The sequence below is a fragment of the Actinomadura geliboluensis genome, assembly GCF_005889745.1.
Taxonomy (GTDB): Bacteria; Actinomycetota; Actinomycetes; order Streptosporangiales; family Streptosporangiaceae; genus Spirillospora; species Spirillospora geliboluensis.
Genome location: NZ_VCKZ01000381.1, coordinates 1 through 8,764 on the forward strand (window position 1 = coordinate 1; position 8,764 = coordinate 8,764).

The window sequence follows — 8,764 nt, forward strand, 5'->3', positions numbered from 1 at the left end:
GCCGCCGCGGCGGGGTTCATCGGGGTCCACGAGCGCGCAGACTACTGCCCGCCGGCCGGTGACACGCCCGCGCGCGGGCCGGTCACTGCCCGGACCTTCCGCCGGAGGCCAGGTCGAGCCGCCCGTAGAGGAAGTCGGCGGCGTTCTCGATGACCAGGCTCACATCGATCATCTCGTTGAGCGAGGCGGGCTGCGCGCCGCCGGCCCGCTGCACCCAGGTGAGCACGGCGTAGTGGCCGTAGGTCTTGGCGTAGGCGGCGCTGAACCCGGACCCGAACGCGGGGACGCCCTCCGCCTTCAGCGGCGCGATCCAGCCGGCGCCGGTCGCCGGGTCGAGGTCGCGCAGGATCTGCTTGACGCCGTCCTCGTTCTCCATGTTCAGCACGACGAACTGGCCGACGTGCTTCTTGTCGGCGCTCACGTAGGCGGCGCGGGCGAGCTGGGTGCAGCCGTGCTTGGCGAGGTCGGCCTGCAGCCGGGCGCCCCACGTGCCGTCCTTGCAGTCGGCCGACAGCTTGGAGGAGGCCAGCGCGAACGTGTACGCGCCGCTCTTGAGGGACTTGGCGCCGAACGCCTCGCCCTCGGTGACCGCCCGCTTGTCGGCGGCGCGGGACGCGATCTGGGTGAAGCCCTCGCCCAGGTAGTCCGGCGTGTAGGCGGTCGGCACCGAGGTCTTCGGCGCCTCCTCCTCGCCGCCGCCCCCGGTCAGCAGGACCACCGCCACCACGGCGACGATCACCGCGACCAGCGCGGCGGCGCCGCCGTAGAGCAGCTTCGGACTGGGGAGCTTGCGGCCGGGCTTGTCCTCCGGCCAGAAGTCCCGCCCGCCGCCCTGCTGGGCGGCCTCGGCGGAACCCGTGTCACGAGCCTCGATCACGCCCCGGAGCTTAGCGGTCCGGGCGGCCCCCGCGGGGCCAAAAGGGCTTTTCGTCCAGATTCCTTGGAACTACAGGCCGTTGGTCCCGATCACCGCGCCGACGGCGTAGGTGATGCCCGCCGCGGCGGCGCCGAACAGCAGCTGCCGGGTCCCGCCGAACCACCACGGCCGGGCGGTGATCCGGGACACCAGCGCCCCGGCCAGGAACAGGCCGAGGGCCGCGACGATCGCCGCCGGCCACAGCGAGGTGGCGCCCAGCAGGTACGGCAGCACCGGCAGGACCGCGCCGACCGCGAACGACAGGAACGACGAGCCCGCCGCCAGCAGCGGCGACGGCAGGTCGCCGGGGGTCACGCCGAGCTCCTCGCGGGTGTGCACCTGCAGCGCCTCGTCGGGGTCGCGGGACAGCTGCCGGGCGACCTCCGCGGCGGTCTCCGGGTCCACCCCGCGCGCCTCGAAGACCTCGGCCAGCTCGCGTTCCTCGGCGGCCGGGTGCCGGGCGAGCTCCAGCCGCTCGACCTCGATCTCCGCCTCCGCCAGCTCCGACTGGGAGGCGACGGAGATGTACTCCCCCGCCGCCATCGAGAACGCGCCCGCCGCCAGGCCGGCGAGGCCGGCCAGCAGCACGACCTTCTGGTCCACCCGGCCGCCCGCGACGCCCGCGATCAGCGCGAAGTTGGACACCAGGCCGTCCATCGCGCCGAACACCGCCGGCCGCAGCCAGCCCCCGGTCACATCGCGGTGCTGGTGGTGCCGCTCGGGCATCACCCCGCCCTTGCGGCCGGTCGTCTCCCCCGCGTCCGCCATCGCCCCCTACTTCCCGTCCCGGACGGGCTCTCCCTTCTCCGCCCCGGCGGACTCGGCGGCACCGTCGTCCTCATTGTCCGCGATCTCCCCCGCGGGCTCGGGGGCGGGGTCGGTCTCCGGGCCGGCCTCCGGTTCGGCGCCGGCGGCGCCCTCAGAGGTTTTCTCCGGCGCGTCCGAGGGGGCGTCGTCCTCGGAGTGCGCCTCCGATTCGCCCGTGGCCCCAGCGTCCTTCTCAGCGTCCTTCTCGGCGCCCTTGCCGGCGTCCTCGCCGGTCGCGGTCTCTGCCGCCGCTCCGGGCTCGGCCTTCGCCTCCGGCTCGGGCCCCTCGGCGGGCTCCGGCTCCTTCGTCGGTTCGGCCGCCGCCGGCTCTGGCTCGCCACCGGCCGCCGCGGGGACAGCGCCGACGTTCTCCGGGCCGGTGCGGCCGCGGGCCAGGTACAGGTAGGCGACCGCGCCGATGAACAGGACGATCGACGTCCAGTCGTTCAGCCGCAGGCCGAGGACGTGGTGGGCGTCGTCGATGCGCAGCGCCTCGATCCAGCCGCGCCCGACCGTGTACGCGGCGACGTACAGCGCGAACGCGCGGCCGTGCGTGAGCTTGTAGCGGCGGCCGGCCCAGATCACGAGGACCGCGACGCCGACGCACCACAGCGACTCGTACAGGAACGTCGGGTGGTAGGTCGCGACGTCGGCGTACTTGGGGTCGAGGGCGGGCCCCCCGTCCAGCATCGGCCGGTGGTTCTCGTCGATCTCCAGCGCCCAGAAGGCGTCCAGCGGACGGCCGTACAGCTCCTGGTTCCAGTAGTTGCCCCAGCGGCCGATCGCCTGCGCCAGCGCGATGCCGGGCGCCACCGCGTCGGCGAGCGCCAGCGCCGAGATCCCGCGCCGCCGGCAGCCGATGACCGCGCCGACCGCGCCGAGCGCGACGGCGCCCCAGATGCCGAGGCCGCCCTTCCAGATCTCCAGCGCCCGGACGGGGTCGCCGTCCTCCCCGAAGTACCGCTGGTAGTCGGTGATCACGTGGTAGAGCCGGCCGCCGACCAGGCCGAACGGCACCGCCCACACGGCCACGTCGACGATCACGCCGGGGGTGCCGCCCTTGGCGGCCCAGCGCCGCTCGCCCAGCCAGACCGCGGCGACGATGCCAAGGATGATCATGAGGGCGTAGGCGCGGATCGGGACTGGCCCGAGCTCCCAGACGCCCTGTGAGGGACTCGGGATGGAGGCGAGCTGGTGCATGACCGTTGAACCTACCTCCTTCCGGGCGCGCCGTGCGCCCTCTCCGCCGCGCTCCGCGCGACCCGCGCCGTCACCGCGGTGCTCCCGCCGTCACGACGCGGACGTTCCGCTCGACGGCGCGCCGCCCGGGGCGGGCGCGCTGCCGGCCGCCTTCGCGACGGCCTTCCGCAGCTCGTCGGGCGAGCCGAGGACGGCGTCGGCGACCTTCTTGCCGTTCAGCGCCAGGTACGGGGTGGCGTCGACGCCCGACCTCCCCGCCAGGGCGCTGGCCTGGTTCACGGTCTTCATCTGCTGCTCGCCGTTGACGCAGGCGGCGAAGGACGGGTCGCTCACCCCGACGTCGGCGGCCCAGGCGATGAGCTCCTTCGGCAGGAACCCGGTCGTGCCCTCCTGGGGCTGCTCGGCGTAGAGCCTGTCGTGGTACTTCACCCAGTGGTCGGCGGGCATGCAGGCGGCGGCGTTCGCGGCCCGCCGCGAGTTGCCCATCAGCGGTTCCTGCTGGAACAGCTGGAACGGCCGGTACACCACCTTCAGCCTGCCCTCCGCGGCGAGCTGCTTCATCGTCCCGCCGAGCCGCGCCTCCATCCCCTTGCACGCGGGGCACTGGAAGTCCTCCCAGACGTCGAGGACGGGCGCGTTCGCCCCCGGGTCCGCCATCGCGACCGAGCCGTCCTGCTGCCGGGTCGCGGGGGCGAGCGCGCCCTTGTAGTCGTTGATCGTGGGCCCGCCCCCGTCCCGGGACATGACCACGACCACCACGACCACCGCGACCGCCGCCACCGCGACGGCCCCGAGGACGACCACCAGCGCGCGCCGCCGCCGTCCCCGGGCCGCCGCCCGTGCCCGCTCCTCCGCGAGGCGCCGCCGCGCGGACCCCCCGCTGCCCTGCTCGCTCATCGATCCCCCGATCGCCACTCTGCGTGCTCTTGGCAGTCACGAGCGTAGCGGCGGGGGCGGCGGGCGTCCTCAGGAAGCGCCGTGCGGGCCGGGAGAGGTCACTTCCCGGCGCTGCCTGCGGCGTCGATCACGGCGCGCAGCCCGGCGGGGTTCATGACCTGGGCGGTGTCGAGCTTCTGGCCGTTCAGGAAGACCGTCGGCGTGCCGTCGACGCCGCGGTCCTGCAGGGCGTACTTGGTCATCGCGTCGACCGTGCTCTTCTTCTGCTCGTCCCGGACGCACTTCTCGAAGTTCGGGTCGGTGACGCCGACGTCCTTGCCCCACTTCACGAGGTCGTCGGGCGAGAAGCCCTTGGAGCCCTCGGCGGGCTGGAACTTGAAGAGCGCGTCATGGTAGGAGATCCACTTGTCGGCCGGGACGCACAGCGCCGCCTCGGCCGAGCGCAGCGAGTTGATCCGGACGGGGTCCTTCTGCTGCCCGAACAGGTGGAACGGCCGGTAGACGACCTTGACCTTGCCCTCCAGCGCGAGCTGCTGGACGGTCTTGCCGGTCGCCTCCTCGAACTGCTTGCAGATCGGGCACTGGAAGTCCTCGAAGATCTCCAGCTCGGGCTTGGTCACCCCGGCCTTGGCCATCACGATGGACCCGTCGGCCTGCCGGCTGACGGGCGCGAGGGGGCCCTGGTGCGCCTCGGCGCGGCCGTTCTTGTTCTTCTGGTCGATGACCAGGACGGCGGCGACCACGATCAACGCCACCGCCACCACCGATCCGAGGACGATGGCGAGCAGCCGCCGCTGCTTCTCCCGCGCCGCCTGCCGCTTGCGCTCGGCGGCCAGGCGCTCCCTCGCGGACCGCTCTCGTGCGGCCTTGCTCATTGGTTCTCCTATGCGTGCGGACCCGGCGCCGCCGTCGGTGCGGCGCGGTAACGGCGAGATTAGTCGACTTGACCGATCCGTCGGAATTCGTCGGCCAGGACGAGGAGGAACAGCAGGACCGTGACGACGTGGACCCCGGTGCACCAGAGGCAGATCTTGTGCAGGACCACCAGTTCGATGGTGACGAGGTACACGACCATCAGCACGCCGACGGAGACGCCCGCCACCCGGCCCCAGCGCAGCGGCGCCCACGTCGAGCGCAGCGCCCAGGGGGTCAGCAGCGCGGCGAACCCGACGAAGAAGGCGAGGCCCAGCAGCGGCATCGGGATGCCGAGCAGGGTGGAGTACTCGCTCGTGGTGACCGCGTGGCAGTCGATCGTCGAGGACGCCGAGCAGACCAGCGCGCCCTCGTCGTAGTGGGTGATCGTCAGGTAGACGGAGATCCCGAGGCCGCCGAGCGTCAGCAGCCAGGCCGCGACCTGGAACCACGCGGGGGGCGGCGGCGGCGACGCCGCCTCGGCCCGGCCCTTCGCCGTCATCTCTTGCGTCATCGTGATCCTTCCGGGACCGCCTCCTCCGGCGATCACACCCTACGGGAGCGCGGCGCCACCACAAGCATGAACTCGGCGGTGGTGCCGCCGAGTTCCCGGGGACCGGCGGGACCCGCGCGGATACGGCTTTTCCGCCGTCCGCACGGGCACCGCCGGCATGTCCGGAACGTGCTCAGCGGCCGGCGCGGACGCCCGCCGCGAGCTCCTCGGTCAGCAACCGGACCCCGGCCAGCCCGGAGGCGAGGTCGGGGGCGTCCAGGATGCGGCGGCTGAACGCCGACCCGACGATCACCCCGTCGGCGAACGCGGCGACCTCGGCGGCCTGCGCACCGGTGCCGACGCCGAGCCCGAGCCCGACCGGCAGCCCGGTCCCGCTCTTGTCGATGGCGGCCCGGGTGCGCTCGACCAGCCGCGGGGCGCCGGTGTCCACGGCCGAGCGGGCACCGGTGACGCCCATCAGCGACGCCGCGTACACGAAGCCGCGGGACGCCGCCGTGACCGTCTCGATGCGCTCGTCGGTGGAGCTGAGCGCGACGAGGAACACCCGGTCGAGGCCGTGCGCGTCCGACGCCTCCAGCCACTCGCCGCCCTCCTCGGGCGTGAGGTCGGGGGTGATCAGCCCGGCCCCGCCGGCGGAGGCGAGGTCGCGCGCGAACCGGTCGACGCCGTAGTGGTCGACGGGGTTCCAGTAGGTCATGACCAGCACCGGGACGCCGGTCGCGGCGACGGCCTCGACGGTGGCGAACACGTCGGCGATGCGGACGCCGCCGACGAGGGCCCGGTGGACGGCGTCCTGGATGGTGGGGCCGTCCATCACCGGGTCGCTGTAGGGCAGCCCGATCTCGATGGCGTCGCAGCCGGCGTCGACCATGGTCTTCATGGTCTCGATGGCGCCGTCGCGGGTGGGGAACCCGGCGGGCAGGTACCCGACGAGCGCGGCGCGCCCCTCGGCGCCGGCCTTCTCGTAGGCGGTCCGGACGCTCACTGGCCCTCCCCCTCGGGCATCAGGCCGAAGAAGGAGGCGGCCGTGTGCATGTCCTTGTCGCCGCGGCCGGACAGGCAGACCACGATCACGGCGTCCGGGCCGAGCTCCCTGCCGACCTTGAGCGCGCCGGCGAGCGCGTGCGCGGACTCGATCGCCGGGATGATGCCCTCGGTGCGGCACAGCAGCGCGAACGCGTCCATCGCCTCCGCGTCGGTGATCTCCCGGTACTCGGCGCGTCCGGTGTCGTGCAGCCACGAGTGCTCGGGGCCGACGCCGGGGTAGTCGAGGCCGGCGGAGATCGAGTGGGTCTCCAGGGTCTGGCCGTCGTCGTCCTGCAGCAGGTAGGTCCGCATGCCGTGGATGATGCCGAGCGAGCCGCCGACGAGGGTCGCGGCGTGCTTGCCGGACGCGACGCCGTCGCCGCCCGCCTCGAACCCGTACAGCCGGACCGACGCGTCCGGGACGAAGGCGTGGAAGGTGCCGATCGCGTTGGAGCCGCCGCCGACGCAGGCGACGACCGCGTCCGGCAGGGCGCCGGTCAGGTCGATGCACTGCTGCCGGGCCTCGACGCCGATGACGCGCTGGAAGTCGCGGACCATCATCGGGAACGGGTGCGGGCCCATCACGGAGCCGATGCAGTAGTGGGTGTCGTCGACGGTGGCGACCCAGTCGCGGAACGCCTCGTTGCAGGCGTCCTTGAGGGTGCGGCTGCCGGTCCTCACCGGGACGACCTCGGCGCCGAGCATCCGCATCCGGGCGACGTTGAGGGCCTGCCGCTCGGTGTCGACCTCGCCCATGTAGACGGTGCAGGTGAGGCCGAGGAGCGCCGCGGCGGTCGCGGTGGCGACGCCGTGCTGCCCGGCGCCGGTCTCGGCGATGATCCGCGACTTGCCCATCCGGCGGGTGAGCAGCGCCTGGCCGAGCACATTGTTGATCTTGTGCGAGCCGGTGTGGTTGAGGTCCTCGCGCTTGAGCAGCACGCGGGCGCCGCCCGCCTCCGCCGAGAAGCGCTTCGCCTCGGTCAGCAGGCTGGGACGCCCCGCGTAGTTCGCGAGGAGGTCGTCGAGTTCGCCGGTGAAGGCCGGGTCGCGCTTGGCGGCCTCGAACTCGCGGGTCAGCTCGTCCAGCGCCGCCATCAGCGCCTCGGGGGCGAACCGGCCGCCGAAGCGGCCGAAGTGGCCCGTGGCGTCGGGTACGGCTTCAGCACCGCGCGCGGCGGTGTCCATGGTCATGGGTAAACGGTCCTGTCGTGGAGAAGTGGCCGATGGGGTCAGCGGATGCTCGACTGGCCCCGCCATCGCTCCCGGAGCGGTTCGACCTGCATGCCCTCACCCTATCCAGTCGGCCCGGCGCGCGGGCCGCTCAGCCGCTCTGCCGCAGCGCCGGGTGGGCGCCGGCGGCGACCAGGTCGGCGACGGCGGCGCGCGGGTCGCGGCCGATGACGAGGCTCTCCCCCACCAGCACGGCGTCGGCGCCGCTGGAGGCGTAGGCGAGCAGGTCGTGCGGGCCCCGCACCCCCGACTCGGCGATCTTCACGACGTCCTTGGGCAGGGTGGGCGCGACGCGGGCGAACACGCCGCGGTCGACCTTGAGGGTGCGCAGGTCGCGGGCGTTCACGCCGACGACCTTGGCCCCGGCCTCCACGGCGCGGGCGGCCTCCTCCTCGGTGTGCGCCTCGACGAGCGGGAGCAGCCCGATGGACTCGGCCCGCTCGATCAGCGAGACGAGGGCGTCCTGCGGCAGCGCGGCGACGATCAGCAGCGCCATGTCGGCGCCCGCGGCGCGCGCCTCCCACAGCTGGTAGGAGGTGACGATGAAGTCCTTGCGCAGGACGGAGACGTCGACGTTGGCGCGCACGTCGGCGAGGTCGGCGAGGCTGCCGCCGAACCGGCGCCGCTCGGTCAGCACGCTGATCACCTTGGCGCCGCCGGCCTCGTAGTCGCGGGCGAGCGCGGCGGGGTCGGCGATCGCGGCGAGCGCGCCCTTGGACGGGCTGCTGCGCTTGACCTCGGCGATGACCGAGACGCCCGGGCCGCGCAGCGCGGCGAGCGCGTCGCGCGGGGCCGGGGCTGCGGCCGCCTTCTCCTTGACGGCGTCGAGCGGGACCTCGCGCTGCCTGTCGGCGAGATCGGCCCGGACGCCCTCGATGATCTCGTCCAAAACGCTCAAGGTCGCAGGCCCCCTATTTCAGGTCGTTCCGTGCACCGATCGTAGCCGCCCCCTGGAACGCTCTCGGCATCCGGGGACCCTTCCGGCGGGCGCCGCCCGTCAGGGCGCCAGCGCCGCCGCGAACGGCAGGTTGCGGACGACCCAGTACACGGCGAGGACGCCGACGAACGAGTACACCACGACCGGTCTGAACAGTGCGGAGCGCATCGGCATCCCCCGCGCGGCCAGCGCCGTCCACCGGACGAACAGGTACCCGAACACCGGCAGCAGGACGAAGACCAGCGGGTTGAAGCCGAACGCCGTCGCGACGTCCCCGTGCGTGAGCGCGTGGACGAGCCGCATCAGCCCGCAGCCCGGGCAGTAG

10 protein-coding genes are annotated in these 8,764 nt (G+C 73.5%); all 10 read right to left on the reverse strand.

Features of this window, described 5'->3' with window-relative positions; genetic code table 11:
• Positions 1 to 82 precede the first annotated feature (82 nt).
• Positions 83 to 877: a hypothetical protein gene (locus ETD96_RS35495; RefSeq protein ID WP_138640849.1), complete on the reverse strand. Its 795-nt coding sequence runs from the start codon at positions 875 to 877 to the stop codon at positions 83 to 85.
• A 69-nt stretch (positions 878 to 946) separates the two neighbouring features.
• Positions 947 to 1,684, reverse strand: coding sequence for a VIT1/CCC1 transporter family protein (locus ETD96_RS35500; protein WP_240808467.1), 738 nt, complete (start codon positions 1,682 to 1,684; stop codon positions 947 to 949).
• Positions 1,685 to 1,690: 6 nt separating this feature from the next.
• The gene (lgt, locus tag ETD96_RS35505) at positions 1,691 to 2,923 is read right to left on the reverse strand and encodes a prolipoprotein diacylglyceryl transferase (protein WP_138640850.1); all 1,233 of its coding nucleotides are present in this window, start codon (positions 2,921 to 2,923) and stop codon (positions 1,691 to 1,693) included.
• 90 nt (positions 2,924 to 3,013) lie between these two features.
• Complete coding sequence (locus ETD96_RS35510) at positions 3,014 to 3,820, reverse strand: DsbA family protein (protein WP_138640851.1); 807 nt, start codon at positions 3,818 to 3,820, stop codon at positions 3,014 to 3,016.
• Between the two features lie 98 nt (positions 3,821 to 3,918).
• The gene (locus tag ETD96_RS35515) at positions 3,919 to 4,695 is read right to left on the reverse strand and encodes a DsbA family protein (RefSeq protein ID WP_138640852.1); all 777 of its coding nucleotides are present in this window, start codon (positions 4,693 to 4,695) and stop codon (positions 3,919 to 3,921) included.
• A gap of 59 nt (positions 4,696 to 4,754) precedes the next feature.
• Positions 4,755 to 5,246, reverse strand: coding sequence for a vitamin K epoxide reductase family protein (locus ETD96_RS35520; protein ID WP_138640853.1), 492 nt, complete (start codon positions 5,244 to 5,246; stop codon positions 4,755 to 4,757).
• 172 nt (positions 5,247 to 5,418) lie between these two features.
• A complete protein-coding gene (gene trpA, locus ETD96_RS35525) occupies positions 5,419 to 6,231 on the reverse strand; it encodes a tryptophan synthase subunit alpha (protein WP_138640854.1) in 813 nt (270 codons plus the stop codon).
• Complete coding sequence (gene trpB / locus ETD96_RS35530; RefSeq protein ID WP_138640855.1) at positions 6,228 to 7,463, reverse strand: tryptophan synthase subunit beta; 1,236 nt, start codon at positions 7,461 to 7,463, stop codon at positions 6,228 to 6,230. The genes trpA and trpB overlap by 4 nt, the downstream gene beginning before the upstream one ends.
• A 130-nt stretch (positions 7,464 to 7,593) precedes the next feature.
• Positions 7,594 to 8,400, reverse strand: a complete 807-nt coding sequence (trpC, locus tag ETD96_RS35535; RefSeq protein ID WP_138640856.1) for an indole-3-glycerol phosphate synthase TrpC — start codon at positions 8,398 to 8,400, stop codon at positions 7,594 to 7,596.
• A 99-nt stretch (positions 8,401 to 8,499) separates the two neighbouring features.
• A partial coding sequence (locus tag ETD96_RS35540; RefSeq protein ID WP_138640857.1) for a DUF2752 domain-containing protein occupies positions 8,500 to 8,764 on the reverse strand: 265 nt, incomplete at its 5' end.